The following is a 22,539-nucleotide window of genomic DNA, read 5'->3' as shown; positions in this document are numbered from 1 at the left end:
CCACCGCGTTTTTTCAGAAAAACCAAGTTGCCTGGTTTTGGGGCTGCTGCGCAGCCCAGCGCGGGACAAGCCCGCTCACCACAGAGTTATGTATAAGCCTTTGAGAGTTGTGTAGATAGCTATGCCCATCGGGGGCAAGCCCCCTCCCACCTTTGATCTGTGAATACATTCAACATGTGGGAGGGGGCTTGCCCCTGATGCAGTGTCTCAGTCAAAGAATGTGTTGACTGAGACACCCACATTTTCAGCCCTGCGCTGATCGTCAGAGGGCGATGGGCTTGCGACCGGCAAAGGAGTGGGCCAGGGTGCCGCCATCCACCAATTCCAGCTCGCCCCCCAGCGGAACGCCATGGGCGATACGCGAAGTGATCAGGCCTTTGTTGCTCAACAGTTGAGCGATGTAATGGGCGGTGGCTTCGCCTTCCACGGTCGGGTTGGTGGCCAGGATCACCTCGGTAAAGGTGCCCTGCTCTTCAATCCGCGCTACCAGTTGCGGAATGCCGATGGCTTCCGGGCCCAGGCCGTCGAGCGGCGACAGGTGCCCCTTGAGTACAAAGTAGCGCCCGCGATAGCCGGTCTGCTCCACCGCGTAGACGTCCATCGGGCCTTCCACCACGCACAACAACGTGTCGTCGCGGCGCGGGTCGGCGCATTGCGGGCAGAGGTCTTCTTCGGTGAGGGTGCGGCACTGGCGGCAGTGGCCGACGCCCGTCATGGCCTGGCTCAGGGCCTGGGCCAACCGGGTGCCGCCGCTGCGATCACGCTCCAGCAGTTGCAGCGCCATGCGCTGGGCGGTTTTCTGGCCGACGCCCGGCAACGTGCGCAGGGCGTCGATCAGTTGGCGAATCAGGGGGCTGAAGCTCATGGGCATTGGTCCGACAAAACAACGAGACGCGGTTTATACCCGCGCCCCGGATTAGCGTCAAATCCTCAATCCTGCGCGACCCGCACCACCAACTTGCCGAAGTTGCGCCCTTCAAGCAGACCGATAAAGGCTTCGGGCGCCTGCTCCAGGCCATCGACCACGTCCTCGCGGAACTTGATCTTGCCATCACGCACCCAAGGCGCCATGGCACTGAGGAACTCGGGCTGGCGATCACCGTAGTCGTCGAACACGATAAAGCCCTGGATGCGTACCCGCTTGGTCAGCAAGGTGCGTTGCAGCGCCGGCAGGCGATCAGGGCCGCTGGGGGCTTCATGGGCGTTGTAGCCGGCAATCAGGCCGCACAGGGGAATGCGCGCCTTGGGGTTGAGCAAGGGCAGCACGGCGTCGAATACCTTGCCGCCGACGTTCTCGAAATAGATGTCCACGCCCTTGAAGCAGGCCTGGGCCAGTTGATCGGCGAAGTCTGCGCTCTTGTGGTCGATACAGGCATCGAAGCCCAGCTCGTCCACCACATAGCGGCACTTGTCGGCGCCGCCCGCAATACCGATCACACGCAAGCCCTTGAGCTTGGCCACCTGCCCCACTACCGAGCCGACCGCACCGGATGCCGCAGCCACCACCAAGGTTTCGCCGGCCTTGGGCTGGCCGATGTCCATCAGGCCCATGTAGGCGGTCATGCCGGGCATGCCCAGCACACCAAGTGCCATGGATGGGCTCGCCAGCCCCTTGGGCACCGGAATGAGGTTGCGGCCGTCGGAAATGCTGTGGCTCTGCCAACCCGTGGCGCCGACCACCAGATCACCCACTTCGAATTTTGGATTACGCGACTGCTCGATACGGCTGACAGCACCACCGGTCATCACCTCGTCGATTTCCACCGGTGCGGCATAGGAAGGTGCGTCGCTCATGCGCCCGCGCATGTAGGGATCGAGGGACAGGTAGAGGGTCTTGAGCAGGACCTGGCCGTCCGCCAGCTCCGGCAGGCTCACGCGTTCCAGGCGAAAGTTTTCCGGAGTGGGCGCGCCTTGGGGCCGCGAGACCAGCACGATGCGTTGGTTCAGGGTGAGTTCTTGAGGCATCAGGGGGCTCCTTATCGAATTGATCGGTATAGGGTGCAGACCATCGGTGCCGTGCCAGGGTTCGATCGGGGTTTGATTGAAAGCGGCACAAACAAAAATGCCAGGCACTGGGCCTGGCATTGGAGTCTAGCTAACGCTGGATAATCAGAACGGCATCTTCATGCCCGGCGGCAGTTGCATGCCGGCGGTCGCGGCGCCCATTTTTTCCTGGCTGTTGGCTTCGATCTTGCGCACGGCGTCGTTGACGGCCGCGGCGAACAGCGCTTCAAGCATTTCCAGGTCATCTTCACCCACGCCCGGCAGCACGCTTGGGTCGATGCTCACGCGCTTGATGTCGTGACGACCGGTCATCACCACGCTGACCATATCGCCACCGGCTTTACCGGTGACTTCGGCGTTGGCCAGTTCTTCCTGCATCTTGGCCATCTTTTCCTGCATCTGCTGCGCCTGCTTCATCAGGCCGGCCATGCCACCTTTCATCATGGGAATCACCTCAAAAGTACGTGGATCAAGTTAGTAGCCCGGTGTCATGACGCTTGGGGCACCGGGGCTTCGACAGGTTCAATAGTATCGTGACGGACGACCGCCCCAAACTGTTGCATCATTTGCTGGATGAGCGGGTCTGCGTGGATCGAATCCTCAGCCTCGCGCTGACGGTTGATACGCCGGCGGGTCGCGGCCTGGGCCGGGGTTTCCTGCTCGGGCTTGATCAACTCGATGGCGATGGTCAGCGTGCGCCCATGGTACTGGTTCAGCGCATCGTTGAGGCGACGCTGCTGGGTCGCGTTGAACAGGGCGCTGTGGGCAGGGTCCAGGTGCAACAGCCAGTGGTCGCCATCAATGGAAATCAGTGTGCAGTTGGCGGCGATGCTGCCGGTCATCCCGGAGATCGGCAGTTTCGGGAACAGTTCCAGCCATTGCAACGCCAGGCCGGTGGCCGGGGCTGCGGCAGGCTCTGCTTCGGGCTCGGGGGCCGGCTCGGCAGTGTGTTCGCTGGCAAGGTCGTCAAGGTAGCTGTAGGCCGAATCCATGTCCGGCTCGATGTAGTCTTCATCAAGCGGCGGCTCGTCGTCGAGGTCGATGCCTGGAGTTGCGGCTTCAACCTGAGCGACGGTCGGCTCAGGGACCGGTGCGGACACCCACGCCGGGGCATCCGGCACCACGCTGTCCGGCGTTGGCGCGGGCATCGGGGTCAACTCGGGCTGCTCGCCAGTGGTTTCCAGTACAGGCTCCACGGCGGGCTGCTGCTCGGGCTCGGCTTCGGCCTCCACCGGGTCGTTCCAGGGCAGATCGACCACGGGCGCAGGTGCCGGCTCAACCACTGGCGCGACCACAACGGGCTCAGGCTCAGGAACCTGCGCAACAGGCGCAGGGGCCGCAACCACTGGCGCAACCACCGCCGCGCCAGCCACTGGTTTGGCGGAATCAACTGTGGCCTGGCTGATCCCCACTGGCTTTAGCGGCTGTCTCGGCGCGTCGGCCGTATCGGCGGGCCGGAAGGCCAGCATCCGCAGCAAGACCATCTCAAAGCCACCGCGTGGATCCGGCGCCAGGGGCAGGTCGCGACGGCCGATCAGTCCCATCTGGTAGTAGAACTGCACATCTTCGGCCGGCAACGCCTGAGCCAGACCCAACACGCGGTCGCGGTCGCCATGGCCGTTGTCGACACCTTCAGGCAAGGCCTGGGCGATGGCAACGCGGTGCAGCACATTGAGGATTTCCGAGAGCACGCCGTTCCAGTCCGGGCCTTGCTCGGAGAGGTGGCGCACGGCTTCGAGCAATGCCTTGGCGTCACCTTCGATCAGGGCGTGCAGCACGTCGAACACCTGGCCATGGTCGAGGGTGCCGAGCATGGCGCGCACATCGGCAGCCATGACCTTGCCTTCACCAAAGGCGATGGCCTGGTCGGTGAGGCTCATGGCATCACGCATCGAGCCATCGGCGGCGCGGCCGAGCAGCCACAACGCGTCGTCTTCGAACGGTACGTTTTCGACGCCCAGCACGTGGGTCAAATGCTCGACCACACGCTCGGGGGTCATGTTTTTCAGGGAGAACTGCAGGCACCGCGACAGAATCGTTGCGGGAAGTTTCTGCGGGTCGGTGGTGGCCAGGATGAATTTGACGTAGGGCGGCGGCTCTTCCAGGGTTTTCAACAGCGCGTTGAAGGAATGGCTGGACAGCATGTGCACTTCGTCGATCAGGTAGACCTTGAAGCGGCCGCGGCTCGGCGCGTACTGCACATTGTCGAGCAGTTCGCGGGTGTCTTCGACCTTGGTGCGACTCGCGGCGTCGATTTCGATCAGGTCGACAAAACGCCCTTCGTCGATTTCCCGGCACACCGAGCAAGTCCCGCAGGGCGTCGAAGTGATACCGGTTTCACAGTTCAGGCATTTGGCGATGATGCGCGCAATAGTGGTCTTGCCCACCCCGCGCGTACCGGTGAACAGGTAGGCGTGGTGCAGCCGTTGGCTGTCCAAGGCATTGATCAGAGCCTTGAGCACATGGGTCTGGCCGACCATTTCGCGGAACGAGCGCGGACGCCATTTACGTGCAAGAACCTGATAACTCATCGAAAACCGTCGCAACTGGGAAGCGGAAGCCGGTAATGCTAGCGGAGCAAGGGGGAAATTGCATCCGGCACGCTCGCCTAATCTGACTAAGCTGTCCTGACTGGCCCCTCAAAGGCCTGAACCCGGAGAGTGTATGCGCGTAGTCCTGGGCGCTTTATGGATGATGACCACGGCCTGCCTGGCGGCGCCTGCACCGTTGCGTTTCTCGGTTTCCGACAGCTGGGCGATGCCCATGGTGCAGTTGGAGAACGGTCGGCCAACCCAGGGTATTTTGTATGACGTGATGTTGAGCCTGGCCACTCAGGTCGGCCACCCGGCGCAGTTCAAGGTGCTGGCCCGGGCACGCATCGCAGCCGCCATGGAACACGGCGAGGTTGATGTGCGCTGTTATGTCACCCAGGCGTGGGTCGATAATTTTTCCGGCAATTACACCTGGAGCCTGCCGCTGATGGTGCAGCGCAACGTACTGGTGAGCACGCACATCCCAGTGCAGGCGGTGTCCCTCCCCCAGTTGGCGCCCCAGGCCATCGGCACGGTGCTCAATTACCGCTACGCCACCCTCGACCCGCTGTTTGCCAGCGGCCAACTCACCCGCGACGATGCCCGCAGTGAAGAGCAGGTGCTGCACAAGCTGGTGGCCGGGCGCTTCAAATATGCGGTTATCAATGAGTGGATCCTGGACCGGTTCAACCAGAACATGCCCGTCGGCCGACGGCTGCACAAAGTGGCGGTGATCGACGAGCAAAACCTGGGCTGCATCGTGCGCAATGACCCGGACGTGCCGGTGCAGAGGATTTTGCGCACGTTGTTGCAGATGAAGATGTCGGGGGAGATCGACGACATTATCCAGTTGTATACCGGACAGCCCGCCTCCAGCGCCCTTCCAGACTGATGGCGGCCACACTGGCCAGCACCATCACCCCACCGAGCACCACCTGCCGTGCAATCTGTTCACCCAGCAGCGTTGCGGCCATCACCATCGCCACCGGCGGAATCAGGTACATCGCCACCGATGCGCGGCTCACCTCGACATACTTGAGCACATAGCCCCAGGCCAGGTAGGCCAGGGCGCTGGGAAAAATACCCAGCACCAGCACCGCCAGGTTCTCCGGCAACGGCGCCCGCACAACGGCCGCCGGCAAGCCAGGCAAATTGACGCAAAGCATCAGGGTGCCCACCCACACCATGTAGCACGCCAGGGTCAGCGGGCTGTAGCGAAGGGCGTAGTGCTTCTGAATGGCGAAATACACGCTCCACGACAACGCCGCCAGCAGGATCAGCAATCCCCGCGGGTCGATATCACCTACACCCTGGTCGCCCCAGATCACCACCAGCACACCGAACAACCCCGAGAGTACGCAGCCCCAACGCCAGGCGCTGACCCGCTCCTTCAAGCAGAAAAACGCGATCAGCACGCTGAACAAGGGCGCCGACTGCGCCAATACACTGGACGCCGCCGCCGTCACCCATTGCTGCCCGGCATTGAGGCTCATGTGGTGCAAGAAAACGCCGAAAAAACCCAGTACCAACAACCACGGCACATCCCGCAGGCGCGGCCGACCGATCCCGACCACCAGCGCCACACCGCCCATGAACACCGAGGCAATCAGAAACCGCAGCAACGCCAGATGACCGGGGCTGTAGCTGTGCAAGCCCATGTGCACACCAATCGGCGAATAGGCCCAACAGAGGATCACGCTGGCGATGACTAGCGTAAGCTTCACGGGTGACGGGGTGTTCATCGATGGCGTCCAGAAACTAAGAAGGAATGCCATCAGTCTTGGCCCCGGCATGCCGTAGGACAATTAAGTGTTTCTGACTTCTGAAATCAGCGGAACTGAGCAATGGAACTGGCCCAACTGAAAATGGTGCGAGCCGTCGCGCAAACCGGCAGCGTGGCCCAGGCGGCCGTGCAACTGCACTGCGTGCCGTCCAACATCACCACACGCATCAAGCAGTTGGAAAGCGAGTTGGGCACGCCGCTGTTTATCCGTGCCGGGCGTGGGCTGGCCATCAGCGCGGCCGGCGAAATTTTCCTGGACTACTGCGAACGCATTCTCGCGTTGGTGGAGGAGTCCAAGCGCGCGGTGGACGCCAATGCCATCCCCCGTGGCACCTTGCGCATCGGCGCCGTGGAGTCCAGCGCGAGCGGCCGCCTGCCACCGCTGCTGGCGGAATACCATCGACGCTACCCGGATGTCAGCCTGGAACTGGTGACCGGCGCCTGGGCTCAGTTACTCGACGATCTGCAACACCATCGCCTGGATGTGGCACTGGTGGCCGCCAGCAACAAGCGCTTCAAACTTGAACACAGCGTGGTCTACAGCGAACGCCTGGTGCTGATCGCCAGCGCGTCCAGCGCGCCGATCCACAGTGCCGAAGACCTGGCGGGCCGTACCCTGCTGGTGTGGCCATCGGGCTGCCCTTACCGGGCGGCGCTGGAAAACTGGCTCAAGCCCCACGACGTCAAGCCGGCCATCGCCAGTTATGCCAGCTGGGGCACGATTATCGGCTGCGTGAGTGCGGGAATTGGCGTGGCGCTGGCACCGGAAGGCATCCTGGCCCGCTATGAGCAGGCCAATCAATTGGCGTCCTATCGGTTTGACGAATTGCAGGCCGTGGACAACCTGCTGTTCTGGCACAAGGACACCCAGCGCCACTTGGCGCGGGATGCGTTTGCGGGGCTGTTGCGCGAAACGTTCGGCTGATGGAGATCAGCTTTTGGGTGCAGCCAACCGCGCGTACTGATCCTGACTGATCCAGCCCTTGAACGAGCGGTCGTCAGCATTGATGAACTCAACCTGGGCCCAGCCATCCTTGAACGCCAGCACACCGACCACATCGTTCTTGACGATATAAGGACGCTTGGCCGCCTTGGCGCCCGGTGTTTTCTGCAGGTAAGCCTTGTCGGCAGATACAGTGACCAGACCGATCCACTGCTTGCTGGCGGTCTGGGTCAGGTCCAGGCCCGTGGCGATCTCCGGCATCAGGACGTTGATGCAGCCGGGATGCTGACGGCCTTCCTCCACGGTCAGGGTCACGCCGTCGGACGAAGGCGCCACGCTGCCAGGGTAGGCGTCGTCGAGCCAGGTGGTGAGCGCGCCGGGCTTGCCTTGCAGGTAGAACGCACAACTGCGTGTTACGCCCTCACCCATTGATTCTGCGTAGAAACCTTCGACCTGATGCTCCGGCGTCACCGCCAGCATCAGCCCTTCGTACTTGCCCGAATGCAGCGCGGCCGAACCGGCCATGGCTGGCGCCACAGCGCACAACGACAACACACCTATCGCGAGTAAACGGATCATCCTATTTTTTCCCTTCAAGTTTTTCGTAGGCTTTTTGCATAAGGACGTCGTAGTTGCCGTAGTCCTCACCGTTATAGTTACGCGCCATGCCGGTAAAGTCTTTGGCCTTCATGGCTTTCATCAACGCCGGGCTTTTGCTGCAAAAGCCGAGGAATGCCTTTAGTTGATTGCCGGCATTGACCTTTAATGCCGCCGAAAACTCAAACACCGTCTTGTAACCGCACGACGCAAAGTTGAAGCCCATGATCTGGAACATGCCCCACGAAGCCGACATCAAGGCGGCTTCCTGGTCCAGGGCAAATGCGGTGGCCATGGTTTCCCAGGCCTTGGCCTGGTCCTTGTTGTTCGCCTGCCACTGCGGCCCGGCCTTTTTCTTGTAGGGGTAGGACAGCAGCGGGTGCGCCTGGTCGTAGATGTGCTTGGTGTATTTGCGAAACAGGTGCCCTTCAAAGGCGATCACCGGCAACTTGGCCGGCCCGAAGCCGGAGCGCCCGCCCGACTCCACGGTTGCGAACGCCTTGATGATATTCACCGAAATACCGCTGCCCAGTTGCGTGGCGGCGTTCTGGAAGTCCGTTTCGCTGAGGGTCATGCCCCCGTCGCACGTGGCCTGGAGCATCAATTGCCGGTTACGCCGCTCGGCCTCGATCATCGCGCGCATGCGGTCCAGGTACACGTTGACCGTGGCCTGCACCGCATCGCCCTGATTGTTGCCGAACACGTTGAGAAAAGTCGGGATGCGCATGCTCGGAAAGGCCTTCACCGGCACTTTCACCGCTTCTTCGATCAGGCTGTTGAAGGTGCGGCCGGTGGGGTCGATCACGCCATCAGGGTGGGCGTACTTGAGATGACGGAATTGGTACTGGCTGATGCACTGCACCAACTGGCCGTCGCACTTGCCGTTTTCGGCCAGCGGGAACCCCATCTTGGGAATGATCAAATTGAATAAATACTGGATGCACTGAACATCGGCAGGCAAGTTTCGGGCTTTACCGGCCGCACCTACCGACGCAGTGATAAGACGGGGTAACCCTTGCAGGCTTTTCATCACAGACATCCTTGTTAGTTAAAGAAGTGATAGCACTTCAATATCAAATCAGCACCCTTGTCACACTCTGAAACAAGTGGCCGGCGCAAACTAACAAGGCGGTCTGGGGTTGTCCAGAGAGGGTTTGGAAAGTTGTGAAACAGCCGTCATCGACCGCGCAATAAAACAATGGCAGCTGACTGAAAATAAATAATTTGGATTTGAATCGAAGGGGGGTATTGCAAGGAAGAGCGTTATGGAGGCAACCCCACCAGCCACACCCCGGCACACAATGTTCCCGCTGTGGCTGCTGCCTTCCGGCTCTGACCAGGTTCACGGGTAATCGTTGCGGGGGGACCGATGGGGTCACCATAACGACGCCTGCCTCTCGGCAAGCGGGGCCATTGTACCGATCTCATCGGAAGTTACAACCGTTGGTGACGGATTAAAAATATGAAGGGGTTCAAGCACTTGCCATGGTCACCAGCTTCTCCCTCATTGGCTGATCATTGTGCCTGCAGTACCTCATCCGCCCGGCCGCCCTCTTCCTGGATCACCAGGTGGATGAAGTGCAGCTTGGCGATCACCGCCGGTGGCAGCACGAACGGGTAGAAATCCGGCTGGCCCATGGCGCGTGACAGTTCATTGAGCATGCCGGCCAGTTCGATCCAGGCGTTGACGAACGACAGGAATGCCGGGCCGCTGGGGTGTTCGGGGTCATACAGCGTGGTGAGAGGGAACGGTTGATAATCCAGGTCCATCTCACGGGCGCTCATGCCAAAGCCCAGGGCGGTGTCGACGGCATCCATCATGTGCAGGTAGTGGGCCCAGGTTTCGGCCCAGTCTTCCCACGGGTGCATGGTGGCGTAGGCGCTGACGCAGGTTTGCTGCCAGTCCGGACTCGGGCCATTCTGGTAATGCTGGTCGAGGGCGTCGGCGTAACTGGCGCGTTCGTCGCCGAACAGGGTGCGAAAAGGTTGCTGCCAGTGGGTATTGGCAATCAGGCGATCCCAGTAATAATGGCCGACTTCATGGCGAAAGTGACCGAGCAAGGTGCGGTACGGCTCGCGCATCTGTACACGGATTTTCTCGCGGTGGGCGTCGTCGGCTTCCTTGATGTCGAGGGTGATCAGGCCGTTGGCGTGGCCGGTCATGGGCGCGTTGCCTTCCAGGTCGATACCGACGAAGTCGAAGGCCAGGCCGGTGTCTTCGTCAACGCTCTTGGGCACGACGCGCAGGCCCAGGCTGATCAGTTGCGCCACCAACCGGCGCTTGGCGGTTTCCACCTTGCGCCAGCGTTCGGGGTTTTCCGGGATCGACAGGTCGGGAATGGTGCGATTGAGGCTACAGGCCACGCACAGCGGTGCGGTGCTGTGGGCCGGGATCAGCCAGTTGCAGGCGGCCGGGGTGTCGAGGTTGGCACAACGGCGAAAGGCGCCGGCGTCCAGGTTGTCGTCCTGCAACCAGGTGCCATCGACGGGGCCGGGCTGCAATGAGGACAGGCGGCTTTGCTGGGGTTGGTAGCCCAGCAGCGCCGCGCAGGCCAGGCATTGGCTGTTGCGAAAGAACAAGGACTGGCCGCAACGGCACTGCCAGACCTTGCTGTTACGCGAGGATTCGGCCATGAACGGTGCGGCGATGCGCGAACTGAGTTGCTCGAAGTAGCGGAACATGGCGATCTCTCCCTAGGTGACTGAGACTAGATCATTTAGCGCTTGGGATCGTTCCACTTTCCTACAGGGCTGCTGCGCCGCCCGGCGCGGGGCAAGCCCGCTCATTACAGAAAACTATGCCGCGTCAGACGGTGATGTTGTGCTTGGCCAGGAAGGCTACGAAGGCTTCTTCATCCAGCACCTTGAGGCCCAGCTCGCTGGCCTTGGCCAACTTCGAACCCGCGCCCGGCCCCGCCACCACGCAGTGGGTTTTCGCCGAGACAGAACCGGCCACCTTGGCGCCGAGGCTTTCGAGTTTCTCCTTGGCCACGTCGCGGCTCATCAGTTCCAGGGAGCCGGTGAGGACCCAGGTGTGTCCGGCCTCCGGCAAACCTTCGACGACCTTTTTCTCGCTTTGCCAGTGCATGCCGAAGTCCTTGAGCTGCTGCTCGATGGCCAGGGCAAGGTTAGCGTTGTCCGGGTTGTCGAAGAAGTCGCGCACAGCCTTGGCCTGCTTCTCGGGCAACGCCTGGCGCATGTCCAGCCAGTCGGCCTTGATCACACCTTCCAGGGTGCCGAACTTGTCCGCCAGTTTCTGCGCGGCGCCAGGGCCCACGGACGGTACGTGCAGTTTGTCGAGCAAACCGCCCAGTGTGGTGCTGGCGGCGAACTCGGCACTGAGGTCGCCCTGATCCTGCAATTGCAGCCCACACTCGTTTGGCGACAGGAGTGCGCCGATTACCTGCTGGTTATGAGTGTCTTCAAAGAAGCTGTGGATCTCGTGCGCCACTTCCAGGCCCACGTCGGGCAAGTACGTGAGCACTTGCGGCAAGGCCTGCTGCACGCGCTCCAGAGAAGCCAAGGAGCGCGCCAGCACCTTGGCGGTCTCCTCGCCCACATCCGGAATGCCCAGGGCGTAGATAAAGCGCGCCAGGGTCGGCGTCTTGCTGTTTTCGATGGCGGCGATCAGCTTCTTGCTGGAAACATCGGCGAAGCCTTCCAGGTCGATGATCTGCTCGTACTTTAGTTTGTAGAGGTCGGCTGGCGAACCGATGAGTTTTTCATCCACCAGTTGCTCGATGGTCTTGTCGCCGAGGCCATCAATGTCCATGGCCCGGCGCGAGACGAAATGAATGATCGCCTGCTTGAGCTGCGCCCCACAGGCCAGCCGCCCAACGCAGCGGTACACCGCGCCCTCACTGATGGTTTCCTTGCCCTTGCTGCGCTTGACCAGTTGCGTGCGCTCCACGTGGGAGCCGCACACCGGGCAACGCTCGGGGATCGGCACTGCGCGGGCATCGGCCGGACGGCGCTCAAGCACCACGGACACCACTTGCGGGATCACATCACCGGCGCGGCGGATGATCACTGTATCGCCGATCATCACGCCCAGGCGCGCCACTTCGTCCATGTTGTGCAAGGTGGCGTTGGACACGGTCACACCCGCAACCTTGACCGGCTTCAGGCGCGCCACCGGGGTGACGGCGCCGGTGCGGCCGACTTGGAATTCCACGTCGAGCAGTTCGGTGAGCTCTTCCAGGGCCGGGAATTTATGGGCGATGGCCCAGCGCGGTTCACGGGCGCGGAAGCCCAGTTCACGCTGGGCGGCAATGCTGTTGACCTTGAAGACAACGCCGTCGATTTCATAGGGCAGGCTGTTACGCCGCTCGCCGATATCCCGGTAGTAGTCGAGGCAATCCTGGATACCCTTGGCCAGCTTCAGCTCATGGCTGATCGGCATGCCCCATTTCTGCAACTGTTGCAGGTTGCCGATATGGGTGTCGCTGATGTCCGTGGTCACGCCATAGCAGCAAAATTCCAGCGGGCGGCTGGCGGTGATCTTCGAATCCAACTGACGCAGGCTGCCGGCGGCGGCGTTGCGCGGGTTGGCGAAGGTCTTGCCACCGACTTCCAGCTGCGAGGCGTTGAGCCGCTCGAAACCGGCCTTGGACATGAACACTTCACCGCGCACTTCCAGGGTCGCCGGCCAGCCGGTGCCATGCAGCTTCAGCGGGATGTTGCGCACCGTGCGCACGTTGACGCTGATGTCCTCACCCGTGGTGCCATCGCCACGGGTGGCGCCGCGTACCAGCTCGCCATCCTGATACAGCAGGCTGACCGCCAGGCCATCGAGCTTGGGTTCGCAGCTGTATTCCACCGCTGCGCCACTGCCAAACAGATCACCCACCGGCAGGTCGAGCCCTTCGGTCACCCGGCGATCAAACTCCAGCATGGTGGTTTCATCAAAGGCGTTGCCCAGGCTGAGCATCGGAATCTCGTGCTTGACCTGAGTAAACGCCGACAACGCCGCACTGCCGACCCGCTGCGTCGGCGAATCCCGCGTGACCAGGTCCGGATGCTCGGCCTCCAGAGCCTTGAGCTCGTGGAACAGCCGGTCGTACTCGGCGTCCGGAATGCTCGGCTCGTCGAGGACGTGGTAACGGTAGTTGTGCTGATCCAGTTCAGCGCGCAGTTCGAGGATGCGGGTATGGGCGGCGGTCATGGGTGTTCTCTCATAAAGCAAAAGAGCAGCCGAAGCTGCTCAATATGTTAGTGCACGGATTCTACAGACAACGCTTAAGATCGAACCTCAGCGTTTCTGTGTCAGGGCGCGACGCTCGAACTCGACGATACGCTGACGGTAATGTTCGATGGTCTGGGCAGTCAGGACGCTGCGTTGGTCGTCCTTGAGCTCGCCGTTGAGTTCCTGGGACAGCTTGCGGGCTGCGGCCACCATCACGTCGAACGCTTGTTTCGGGTGACGCGGGCCTGGCAGGCCGAGGAAGAAGCTTACCGCCGGCGTGCTGAACAGGTCGATGTCGTCCAGATCAAAAGTGCCCGGCTTGACCGCGTTGGCCATGGAGAACAGCACTTCGCCGTTGCCGGCCATGCTTTCGTGACGGTGGAAGATATCCATCTCGCCAAAACGCAGGCCGCTTTCGAGGATGTTCTGCAACAGCGCAGGGCCTTTGAAGCCGGCGGCGTCGCGGCAGATCACGCTGATCACCAGGACTTCTTCGGCGGCAGGCTGATCATTGACCGACTGGCGCGCGGCGCTGCTGGTCTTGCCGACGTTTTCGTCCGGGAAATCATCGTCGCGGCTGCTGAAGCTCGGGCCTTCGTCGACGTCGAGGTTCAGGTCACCCTGATGGGGCTCGGCCACGGCGGCGTTGGCGCGCTTGCCACGCTTGGAAGACGGTTCACGGGCTTCACGCAACGGCGCGCTCATCGACGGCAAGTCGTGTTCGTCCAGCTGCGGCTCTTTATGGGTATCCAGCACACGGGGCGGCCCCAGCAGCTCGGCGCTGCCGTCGTCGTCAGGCAAGTTGGACAGGTTGCGGTCCAGACGGAATTTGAGCTTGCCCTTGCCACCGCGCATGCGGCGCCAGCCATCAAAAAGAATACCGGCAATGACAATAATGCCGATGACGATCAGCCACTCGCGCAGACCGATTTCCATGTAATCCCGTGCCTCTAATAAAAAATGCTGAAAAATAAGGGGTTTAGCACCGTGCAAACCGCTTTAAAACGTGGCGCCAACTCTATGTTCTGACTGACGTTTTGCCCACGCACACGAAAAATTGACATTAAACTAGCACGACCAAAGATAACTTTACACCGTCTGTCAAAATGCCTTGAACAAATATGTCCATTTGCCACTTTCCCTAGACCGGTAAATCACCCTTCAACGCGCTGAAAACTTTCTGTCATGGCGCAACTCAAGATTCCACCATCGCCATCGCTTCTTCGACATCCACCGCGACCAAACGCGAACAGCCCGGTTCATGCATCGTCACGCCCATCAACTGATCAGCCATTTCCATGGCGATCTTGTTGTGGGTGATATAGATGAACTGCACGGTCTGGGACATCTCTTTGACCAGTCGTGCGTAGCGTCCAACGTTCGCGTCATCCAACGGTGCGTCAACTTCGTCGAGCATGCAGAACGGCGCCGGGTTCAACTTGAAGATGGCAAATACCAGGGCCAGTGCGGTCAGGGCTTTTTCGCCGCCGGACAACAAATGGATGGTGCTGTTCTTCTTGCCCGGAGGCCGCGCCATGATCGTTACCCCTGTATCGAGTAGATCTTCGCCCGTCAGTTCCAAGTAAGCGCTGCCACCGCCGAAAACTTTTGGGAATAACGCCTGTAAACCGCTATTAATCTGATCAAAGGTATCTTTGAAGCGGTTACGGGTTTCCTTGTCGATCTTGCGGATCACGTTTTCCAGGGTGTCCAGGGCTTCGACCAGATCGGCGTCCTGGGCATCCAGATAACGTTTACGCTCGGACTGCTGCTGATATTCATCGATGGCCGCGAGGTTGATCGCGCCCAGGCGCTGGATCCGTGCAGCAATGCGCTCAAGCTCTTCTTCGGCGTCTTTTTCATTGGCCTGGGCGGTCAGGGTGTTGAGCACGCCGTGCAGGTCGTAGCCGTCTTCCAGCAACTGGTCTTGCAGGGTTTTGCGGCGCACGGTCAGGGCTTGCCATTCCATGCGCTGTTGTTCGAGCTGGCCGCGGATCAGTTGGGATTGCTGCTCGGCTTGAGTCCGACGCTTTTCCGCATCGCGCAACTCGCGGTCGGCATCTTCCAGGGCGATCTGTGCGGTCTTGAGTTCTTCGTCGACGGTCATGCGCTTGTCGAGCAACTCTTCGAGCTTGAGGCGCAACTCTTCCAGCGGCGCTTCGCCCTCCTCCAGGTTGAGGCTCAGTTGCTCGCGCTTTTCGGTGAGGCGTTCGGATTGCATCTCCAGGCGCTCCAGGGCCTGGCGTGTCGAATCATGCTGGGCACGCAGCGAGCCGAGGCGTACCGCCAGTTGGTGCGCGTGATCCTTGTGCTGCCGGGCTTCCTGGCGCACGCGGTCAAGGCGTTCGCGCAGGCTGTCGCGCTGGGCGAGCAGCAGTTCGCGCTGCTCGGTGTCGAGGGCCATGCTGTCGAGGGCTTCCTGCAAGTGCAGGCGCGCTTCGCCGATCTGTTCGTGTTCCAGGGCGCGTTGCTCGCCCATCTCGGCGACTTCTTCATCAAGACGGGTGCGGCGCAGGGTCAGTTGCTCGGCTTTGGCTTTGCTCGCCGACAGTTGCGCCTTGAGTTCGCCTTGCTGGCGCGCCTCGTCCTGCAACAGGCGGCGCAGGTGTTCGCGACCGGTCTCTTGCTGGCGCTGGGTGGCGCGCAGGGTCTGCAATTCAGTTTCCAGGCTTTCGAGGGTGGCTTCACGCTCTTCGCGCTCGGCGATCAGGCTGACGATTTCCTGGCCACGGGCCAGCACGCCGCTCTCGGCTTCACTGGCGCGGCGCACCCGCAAAAAATGCCGGCCGACCCAGTAACCATCGCGGCTGATCAGGCTTTCGCCGGCCGCCAACTGACCGCGCTGGGCCAGGGCCTGCTCCAGGGAATCCACCGGTTTGACCTGGCCCAGCCATGGCGACAGGTCAATCGCGGCCTCGACCTTGTCCAGCAGGCTACCCGGCACCCGCGTGCCATCGGCGGCGGGGCTGAGCAATCGCAGGTCGCCCTGGGCAAACCCGGCCAGGTCAAAGCCGCCGAAATCATCCACCAGCACTGCTTGCAGATCGGCGCCGAGCACGGTTTCCACCGCCAGCTCCCAACCGGCTTCGACCTTCAGGCCTTCCGCCAGGCGCGGGCGCTCGGCCAGATGCTGCTCGCGCAACCATTCAGCGGTGCCGGTGCCAGGGTCCAGCGCGGCTTGCTGCAAGGCTTCAAGGGACGCCAGCCGCCCGTTAAGCCGCTGCAAATCGCCCTGGGCCTGTTGCTGGGCCTGGGTTGCCTGTTGCAGTTGCTGACGCAATTGCTCCAGGCGCTCCACTTGCTGCTCTTCGCTGGCTTCCAGCTCTTCGAGGGTCATCTCGCTTTCGGCGAGCTGCTCGCTGAGGTCCATGATCGCCGCGTCTTCCGGGTCGGCGGCGAGCAGCACACGCTCTTCCTGCAGACGACGCTGGCGCTCGGCGAGGCGCTCCATGCTGGTCTCCAGTTGCTGGATGCGCGACTGCTGCACCTCGGCCTGGCGACGCGGTTCGGCAGATTGCAGGTTGAAAGCGTCCCACTGCTCCTGCCAGCCGTGCATGGTGGTTTCAGATTCTTCAAGCGCCGCTGCGGCTTCTTCGGCAGCGGCGCTGGTAATTTCCTGCTCGGGGGTGAGCATGTCCAGCTCTTCACCCAGCGTCAGCAGCAAGGTGCGGTCGTGGCCCAGGTGGGATTCAGTCTCCAGCCGCGCGCGTTCGGCTTCCTTGAGATCGTCCTGCAATTGGCGCAGGCGCTGCTGGCCGTGCTGGATGCTTTGCTCGACGCGGGCGATATCGCCGCCCACCGAATAGAAGCGGCCTTGCACCAGATTGAAGCGTTCGGACAGATCATGGTGCCCGTCGCGCAGTCGCTCGATGCTGGCATCGGCGTTGCGCTGCTCGGCCACCAGTGCTTCGAAACTGATTTCCTGGGTGCCGATGATCGCTTCACGCTGCCCCACCTGCTCATTCAGCGCCTGCCAGCGCAGGGCCGAGAGTTGCGCCTTGAGCTGGCGTTCTTCGCCCTTGTATTCCTGATACTTCTCGGCTGCCTGGGCCTGGCGGTGCAGGCGTTCCAACTGGCGCTCCAGCTCTTCGCGCAGGTCGGTGAGGCGGGCGAGGTTTTCGTGGGTACGGCGGATGCGGTTTTCAGTCTCGCGGCGGCGCTCCTTGTACTTGGAGATGCCGGCCGCTTCTTCGATGAAGTTACGCAGGTCTTCGGGCTTGGCTTCGATCAGCTTGGAGATCATGCCCTGCTCGATGATCGAGTAGCTGCGCGGGCCCAGGCCGGTGCCGAGGAAGATATCGGTGATGTCGCGTCGACGGCACTTGGTGCCGTTGAGGAAGTAGCTGTTCTGGCTGTCGCGCGTGACTTTGCGGCGGATGGAGATTTCCGCGTAGGCCGCGTATTCGCCGATCAGGGTGCCGTCGGAGTTATCGAACACCAGCTCAATACTGGCCTGGCTCACCGGTTTGCGGCTGGTGGAGCCGTTGAAGATGACGTCGGTCAACGACTCGCCGCGCAGGTTTTTGGCCGAGCTTTCGCCCATCACCCAACGTACGGCGTCGATGATGTTCGACTTGCCGCAACCATTGGGCCCGACCACTGCCGCCATGTTACTGGGGAAGTTCACCGTGGTCGGGTCGACGAAGGATTTGAACCCCGCCAGCTTGATGCACTTGAGCCGCACGCTTAGGCGTCCGCCAACGCTGCGATGACCAGCGAGCTGCTGCGCTGGCAGTAGGCCGACAGCACCTGGCGAATCTGCGGCACGTCACGGGCCAGCACGGCGGCGAGCAGTTGCTCGAACAGCGCCAGGTACTCGCTCATGGACGCCTTGCGCTGATCCAGGGCCAGGTAATAGGCACGGTTCATCGCCGGTTGCAGGTTCTCGACGGTTTCCTGCAGGTAAGGGTTATTGGCAAAGGGGTACGCGGCGCGCATCACGTTGAAGCATTCTTCGACGAAGGCGCGGATGTCCTCACGCTCGAAATTGGTCACCAGGCGCTGTTGGATCTGCACGAACGGCGCCATGTCGGCCTGGGTCTGCCAGCCTTCAGCGACGGCATTGCCGAGCAAGATGTACAGCTCGCTCATCAGCGTGCACAGGCTCTGGACCTTGTGTGCGGTGAGCTCGGTCACGTGGGCACCACGGCGTGGCAGTATCGCGATGAGGTGGCGCCGTTCGAGGATCAGCAAGGCTTCGCGCACGGAACCACGGCTGACATTCAGCGCCAGCGTGACTTTCTGTTCCTGGATGCGTTCCCCAGGCTTGAGATCGCCGCGAATGATGCGTTCGGCGAGGTGGTGAGCGATTTGCTCGGCGAGACTGTCCGGCGCCTTGAACGTCATGTTTTCCCTTCAAAATCTTCTATCGGTACAAGCGCGGCAGTGTAGCGCATTGGCTGGCTGATGGCGCTACGCCCACCGTGGCGAATTTGGCATGAAACAAGCAGCGGTTGAGCGGCGCCAGCCCGCAAAAAACGCCGGTTCTAGAAGACTGGACCATAATTGAATGTGTTGTGATCGCTCTTTCTTGACCCTTAGGTCAGAAAACCATTGACCGAAAAGTCAGACATGACTAGATTCGGCGCAAAGCGGTTAACAACAATAATGAGTCTGCGAGGCCTTCCGTGATCCAGTTTTTACTCAACCAGGAACTCCGTAGCGAGCACGCCCTGGACCCCAACCTGACCGTGCTCAACTATCTGCGCGAGCACGTGGGCAAATCCGGTACCAAGGAAGGCTGCGCCAGCGGCGACTGTGGTGCGTGCACCGTGGTGGTCGGCGAGTTGCATCGCGACGATCAAGGCGTCGAGCAGATTCGTTATCGCAGCCTTAACTCGTGCCTGACCTTTGTGTCGTCGCTGCACGGCAAGCAACTGATCAGCGTCGAAGACCTCAAGCACCAGGGCCAACTGCACAGCGTGCAGCAGGCCATGGTCGAGTGCCACGGTTCGCAGTGCGGCTTTTGCACCCCTGGGTTTGTGATGTCGCTGTTCGCCCTGCAAAAGAACAGCGACGCCCCCGACAGCCAAAAGGCCCACGAAGCCCTGGCCGGCAACCTGTGCCGCTGCACCGGCTACCGCCCGATTCTGGCCGCCGCCGAGCAGGCCTGCTGCAACAAACCCGTGGATCAGTTCGACAGCCGCCAGGCCGAGACCATCGCGCGCCTCAAAGCCATTGCGCCGACCCAGACCGGCGAACTCAACAGCGGCGACAAACGCTGCCTGGTGCCGCTGACCGTGGCCGACCTGGCCGACCTCTATGACGCCTACCCGCAAGCCCGCCTGCTGGCCGGCGGCACCGATCTGGCGCTGGAAGTCACCCAGTTCCATCGCACGCTGCCGGTGATGATCTATGTCGGCAACATCAAAGAAATGAAGCGCATCGAAGCCTTCGACGACCGCCTGGAAATCGGCGCCGCCACCGCTTTGTCCGACTGCTACACCGCGCTGCACCACGAATACCCGGACTTCGGCGAGTTGCTGCACCGCTTCGCGTCCCTGCAAATCCGCAACCAGGGCACTTTGGGCGGCAATATCGGCAACGCCTCGCCGATTGGCGATTCGCCGCCGCTGCTGATCGCCCTCGGCGCGCAGATCGTGCTGTGCAAAGGCGATGTGCGCCGTACCCTGGCCCTGGAAGACTACTTCATCGATTACCGTGTGACCGCACGCCAGGACAGCGAATTCATCGAGAAAATCATCGTGCCGAAGGGCCACACACTGTTCCGGGCGTACAAGGTTTCCAAGCGCCTGGACGATGATATTTCCGCCGTGTGCGCAGCCTTCAACCTGAAGCTCGATAACGGCGTGATCGGCGAAGCTCGCGTGGCCTTCGGCGGTATGGCCGCCACGCCTAAACGCGCCAAGCGCTGCGAAGCCGCATTGGTCGGCGCCACCTGGAACGCTGCCACTGTGGAGAAAGCCTGCGCCGCCCTGGCCGAGGATTTCACCCCGCTGTCGGACTTCCGCGCCAGTAAGGAATACCGCCTGCTCAGCGCACAGAACCTGCTGCGCAAATACTTCATCGAGCTGCAAACGCCGCACATCGAGACTCGGGTGACCGCTTATGTCTAACCATCACGCCGTGGAAAAAACCCAGGCCGAACTCGCCGAACTGTTCGCCCAGGACCTGACGTCCGGGGTCGGTCGCAGCGTCAAGCATGACAGCGCCGCCAAGCACGTCAGCGGTGAGGCGCAGTACATCGATGACCGCCTGGAATTCCCCAACCAATTGCACCTGTATGCGCGCATGTCCGACCGCGCCCACGCCCGGATCATCAGCATCGACACCGCGCCTTGCTACGCCTTCGAAGGCGTGCGCATCGCCATCACTCACGAAGACGTGCCGGGCCTGAAAGACATCGGCCCGCTGATGCCCGGCGACCCGCTGCTGGCCATCGACACGGTGCAGTTTGTCGGCCAAGTGGTGCTCGCCGTAGCCGCCCGGGATTTGGACACCGCACGCAAGGCCGCCATGGCCGCCGTGATCGAATACGAAGACCTGGAGCCGGTGCTGGATGTGGTCGAGGCGTACCGCAACAAACACTTCGTGCTCGACAGCCACACACACCAGCGCGGCGATTCGGCCGGCGCACTCGCCACGGCGAAAAACCGTATCCAGGGCACCCTTCACATCGGTGGCCAGGAGCACTTCTACCTGGAAACCCAGATTTCCTCGGTGATGCCCACCGAAGACGGCGGCATGATCGTCTACTGCTCCACGCAAAACCCCACCGAAGTGCAGAAGCTGGTGGCCGAAGTGCTGGATGTGTCGATGAACAAAATCGTCGTCGACATGCGCCGCATGGGCGGTGGTTTCGGCGGCAAGGAAACCCAGGCCGCGAGCCCGGCGTGCCTGTGTGCGGTGGTCGCACGCCTCACCGGCCAGCCGATCAAGATGCGCCTGCCGCGTGTGGAAGACATGCTGATGACCGGCAAGCGCCACCCCTTCTATATCGAATACGACGTGGGCTTCGACGACAGCGGCCGCCTGCATGGGATCAACCTGGAGCTGGCCGGTAACTGCGGCTGCTCGCCGGACCTGTCCAACTCGATTGTCGACCGCGCCATGTTCCACGCCGACAACTCGTATTACCTGGGCGATGCCACGGTCAATGGCCATCGCTGCAAGACCAACACCGCGTCCAACACCGCCTATCGTGGTTTCGGCGGCCCCCAAGGCATGGTCGCCATCGAAGAAGTGATGGACGCCATCGCCCGCCATCTGGCGCTGGACCCGCTGGCGGTGCGCAAGGCCAACTACTACGGCAAGACCGAGCGCAACGTCACCCACTACTACCAGACCGTCGAGCACAACATGCTCGAAGAGATGACCGCCGAACTGGAAGCCAGCAGCCAATACGCCGAGCGCCGCGAAGCGATCCGCCTGTACAACGCCCACAGCCCGATCCTGAAAAAGGGCCTGGCGCTGACCCCGGTGAAATTCGGCATCTCGTTCACCGCCAGTTTTCTCAATCAGGCCGGTGCGCTGATCCACATCTACACCGACGGCAGCATCCACCTGAACCACGGCGGCACCGAGATGGGCCAGGGCTTGAACATCAAGGTCGCGCAGGTGGTGGCCGAAGTGTTCCAGGTGGAAATCAACCGCGTACAGATCACCGCCACCAACACCGACAAGGTGCCCAACACCTCGCCGACCGCCGCCTCCAGCGGTGCGGACCTGAACGGCAAGGCCGCACAGAATGCCGCCGAAACCATCAAGCAACGGCTGGTGGAGTTTGCCGCGCGCAAATACGACGTGAGTGAGGCGGACGTGGAATTCCACAACGGCCATGTGCGCGTGCGCGACCAGATCCTGACCTTTGAGGCGTTGATTCAACAGGCGTATTTCGCCCAGGTCTCGCTGTCGAGCACCGGCTTCTACAAGACCCCGAAAATCTTCTACGACCGCAGCCAGTCACGCGGGCGGCCGTTCTATTACTTCGCATTCGGCGCGGCCTGCTGCGAAGTGATCGTCGACACCCTCACCGGCGAATACAAAATGCTGCGCACCGACATCCTGCATGACGTGGGCGCCTCGCTGAACCCGGCCATCGACATCGGCCAGGTGGAAGGCGGCTTTATCCAGGGCATGGGCTGGCTGACCATGGAAGAGTTGGTGTGGAACAACAAGGGCAAGCTGATGACCAACGGCCCGGCCAGTTACAAGATCCCGGCGGTGGCGGACATGCCGTTGGACCTGCGGGTGAAGCTGGTGGAAAACCGCAAAAACCCGGAAGACACGGTGTTCCATTCCAAGGCCGTGGGTGAGCCGCCGTTCATGCTCGGGATCGCGTCTTGGTGTGCAATCAAGGATGCGGTGGCGAGCCTGGGTGACTATCGCCATCAGCCGAAGATTGATGCGCCGGCAACGCCGGAGCGGGTGCTATGGGGGTGTGAGCAGATGCGCAAGTTGCAGGCGGTTGTGCCGGTTGAAACCGAAACCGAGATGGCTCCGCTTTAGGACCGAGGCGCTGCCATCGGAGGCAAGC

At 61.7% G+C, this 22,539-nt stretch carries 16 protein-coding genes and 1 other RNA gene; 4 read left to right on the top strand and 13 right to left on the bottom strand.

What is annotated here, in order from left to right; genetic code table 11:
* Nucleotides 1-262: 262 nt before the first annotated feature.
* The 4 genes from recR to dnaX all read right to left on the bottom strand — a co-directional run bounded on the left by recR (nt 263) and on the right by dnaX (nt 4,535).
* Nucleotides 263-865: a recombination mediator RecR gene (gene recR / locus NDJ82_RS21955; protein WP_032887656.1), complete on the bottom strand. Its 603-nt coding sequence runs from the start codon at nt 863-865 to the stop codon at nt 263-265.
* Nucleotides 866-930: 65 nt separating this feature from the next.
* Entirely contained in the window at nt 931-1,965 is a 1,035-nt protein-coding gene (gene curA / locus NDJ82_RS21950) for an NADPH-dependent curcumin/dihydrocurcumin reductase (RefSeq protein WP_099582673.1), read from the bottom strand.
* A gap of 144 nt (nt 1,966-2,109) precedes the next feature.
* Entirely contained in the window at nt 2,110-2,448 is a 339-nt protein-coding gene (locus NDJ82_RS21945) for a YbaB/EbfC family nucleoid-associated protein (RefSeq protein WP_099582674.1), read from the bottom strand.
* A gap of 44 nt (nt 2,449-2,492) precedes the next feature.
* Nucleotides 2,493-4,535 carry a DNA polymerase III subunit gamma/tau gene (gene dnaX / locus NDJ82_RS21940; protein ID WP_250926277.1) on the bottom strand — a complete coding sequence of 681 codons (2,043 nt, stop codon included), beginning with the start codon at nt 4,533-4,535 and terminating at the stop codon, nt 2,493-2,495.
* 133 nt (nt 4,536-4,668) lie between these two features.
* Here dnaX and NDJ82_RS21935 point away from each other — a divergent pair, with 133 nt between their 5' ends.
* Nucleotides 4,669-5,427: a substrate-binding periplasmic protein gene (locus tag NDJ82_RS21935; RefSeq protein WP_250926276.1), complete on the top strand. Its 759-nt coding sequence runs from the start codon at nt 4,669-4,671 to the stop codon at nt 5,425-5,427.
* Here NDJ82_RS21935 and NDJ82_RS21930 read toward each other — a convergent pair.
* Complete coding sequence (locus NDJ82_RS21930) at nt 5,378-6,277, bottom strand: DMT family transporter (RefSeq protein WP_158876969.1); 900 nt, start codon at nt 6,275-6,277, stop codon at nt 5,378-5,380. The two genes, NDJ82_RS21935 and NDJ82_RS21930, sit on opposite strands and share 50 nt — an antisense overlap.
* 102 nt (nt 6,278-6,379) lie before the next feature.
* Here NDJ82_RS21930 and NDJ82_RS21925 point away from each other — a divergent pair, with 102 nt between their 5' ends.
* Nucleotides 6,380-7,243 (top strand): LysR family transcriptional regulator, encoded by an 864-nt coding sequence (locus NDJ82_RS21925; RefSeq protein ID WP_250926275.1) that lies wholly within the window; start codon nt 6,380-6,382, stop codon nt 7,241-7,243.
* A 6-nt stretch (nt 7,244-7,249) separates the two neighbouring features.
* On the opposite strand, the gene NDJ82_RS21920 is transcribed toward NDJ82_RS21925, so the two are convergent.
* The 8 genes from NDJ82_RS21920 to NDJ82_RS21885 all read right to left on the bottom strand — a co-directional run bounded on the left by NDJ82_RS21920 (nt 7,250) and on the right by NDJ82_RS21885 (nt 18,389).
* Nucleotides 7,250-7,840: a hypothetical protein gene (locus tag NDJ82_RS21920; protein ID WP_158876971.1), complete on the bottom strand. Its 591-nt coding sequence runs from the start codon at nt 7,838-7,840 to the stop codon at nt 7,250-7,252.
* Nucleotide 7,841: 1 nt separating this feature from the next.
* Nucleotides 7,842-8,888 (bottom strand): N-acetylmuramidase family protein, encoded by a 1,047-nt coding sequence (locus tag NDJ82_RS21915; protein ID WP_099582680.1) that lies wholly within the window; start codon nt 8,886-8,888, stop codon nt 7,842-7,844.
* A gap of 245 nt (nt 8,889-9,133) precedes the next feature.
* Nucleotides 9,134-9,230: signal recognition particle sRNA small type (gene ffs / locus NDJ82_RS21910), an RNA gene on the bottom strand.
* 143 nt (nt 9,231-9,373) lie between these two features.
* A complete protein-coding gene (locus NDJ82_RS21905) occupies nt 9,374-10,540 on the bottom strand; it encodes a zinc-binding metallopeptidase family protein (RefSeq protein WP_158876973.1) in 1,167 nt (388 codons plus the stop codon).
* A gap of 124 nt (nt 10,541-10,664) precedes the next feature.
* On the bottom strand, nt 10,665-13,022 hold the full coding sequence (gene ligA, locus NDJ82_RS21900) for an NAD-dependent DNA ligase LigA (protein WP_250926274.1): 2,358 nt from the start codon (nt 13,020-13,022) through the stop codon (nt 10,665-10,667).
* A gap of 87 nt (nt 13,023-13,109) precedes the next feature.
* Nucleotides 13,110-13,979, bottom strand: a complete 870-nt coding sequence (gene zipA, locus NDJ82_RS21895; RefSeq protein WP_099582683.1) for a cell division protein ZipA — start codon at nt 13,977-13,979, stop codon at nt 13,110-13,112.
* A gap of 259 nt (nt 13,980-14,238) precedes the next feature.
* Nucleotides 14,239-17,727: a chromosome segregation protein SMC gene (smc, locus tag NDJ82_RS21890; protein ID WP_250926273.1), complete on the bottom strand. Its 3,489-nt coding sequence runs from the start codon at nt 17,725-17,727 to the stop codon at nt 14,239-14,241.
* Nucleotides 17,728-17,729: 2 nt separating this feature from the next.
* A complete protein-coding gene (locus NDJ82_RS21885; RefSeq protein ID WP_099582685.1) occupies nt 17,730-18,389 on the bottom strand; it encodes a GntR family transcriptional regulator in 660 nt (219 codons plus the stop codon).
* Nucleotides 18,390-18,670: 281 nt separating this feature from the next.
* Between NDJ82_RS21885 and xdhA the strand changes: the two genes are divergently transcribed.
* Nucleotides 18,671-20,119, top strand: coding sequence for a xanthine dehydrogenase small subunit (gene xdhA, locus NDJ82_RS21880; RefSeq protein ID WP_250926272.1), 1,449 nt, complete (start codon nt 18,671-18,673; stop codon nt 20,117-20,119).
* The gene (gene xdhB / locus NDJ82_RS21875) at nt 20,112-22,511 is read left to right on the top strand and encodes a xanthine dehydrogenase molybdopterin binding subunit (RefSeq protein ID WP_250926271.1); all 2,400 of its coding nucleotides are present in this window, start codon (nt 20,112-20,114) and stop codon (nt 22,509-22,511) included. The genes xdhA and xdhB overlap by 8 nt, the downstream gene beginning before the upstream one ends.
* Nucleotides 22,512-22,539 lie beyond the last annotated feature (28 nt).

It is taken from the genome of Pseudomonas sp. SR18 (genome assembly GCF_023701505.1).
Taxonomy (GTDB): domain Bacteria; phylum Pseudomonadota; class Gammaproteobacteria; order Pseudomonadales; family Pseudomonadaceae; genus Aquipseudomonas; species Aquipseudomonas cyclaminis.
The sequence above is the reverse complement of the archived record's forward strand: the minus strand, read 5'-3'. Positions and strand labels throughout refer to the sequence as shown.